At 45.3% G+C, this 643-nt stretch carries 1 protein-coding gene; it reads left to right on the top strand.

Annotated elements, in window-relative coordinates:
- Positions 1–315: 315 nt before the first annotated feature.
- Entirely contained in the window at positions 316–525 is a 210-nt protein-coding gene (locus JUK32_RS02035; protein WP_204137184.1) for a four helix bundle protein, read from the top strand.
- Positions 526–643: the final 118 nt, after the last annotated feature.

Raw genomic sequence — 643 nt, 5'->3', positions numbered from 1 at the left:
AACCGCAACACGAAGCGAGATGCCTATGCCGAAGAAGTGCAACCGTTATTTGAAGCGATCCGCCAACAACCCTGCCAGATCAATTAAAAATGCAAAATTAAGAATGCAAAATTGAGGAGAGTGCTTTAGGGATGTCGATGGGGAAACCGCCAAATATTACCGAGCGGACGTTTGAGTTTGCGGTGCGAGTCGTAAAGCTGTGCCAAGTGCTTGATGAACAACCTGGAGCAGGCCAAACCAATTCAAAATTCAAAATTGAGAATGCACAATTAAGCGAGAACATAGTCCGACGTGAATAATTTTGAACTTTGCATTTTGAATTTTGAATTATTTCGCCGCGCTGACTTCGTGAGCAAACTGCAGATCGCGCTGAAGGAAGCGCGAGAAACCCGCTATTGGTTGAGATTGTTGGTTGCTACGCAGCTCATTCCTGAAAGCCGCCTCACACCTTTGCTGACCGAGAGCGAAGAACTGATCAAAATTCTGGCCAGCATTGTTGTTCAAACGAAGCGCAAACAGGAATGATCGGCCATTTTGAATTCTGCATTTTGAATTTTGAATTGCTTTGCTGTGGTTGACCTATGAAGCGCGAGTACATCCCGATGATCCAGTGGAAACCGTTCTAGAAGAGCATGAATGGCAA

The sequence above is a fragment of the Halomicronema sp. CCY15110 genome (genome assembly GCF_016888165.1).
Lineage (GTDB): Bacteria > Cyanobacteriota > Cyanobacteriia > Phormidesmidales > Phormidesmidaceae > Halomicronema.
Note: the sequence above shows the minus strand (reverse complement) of the source record. Positions and strands in the feature narration are given on the sequence as shown.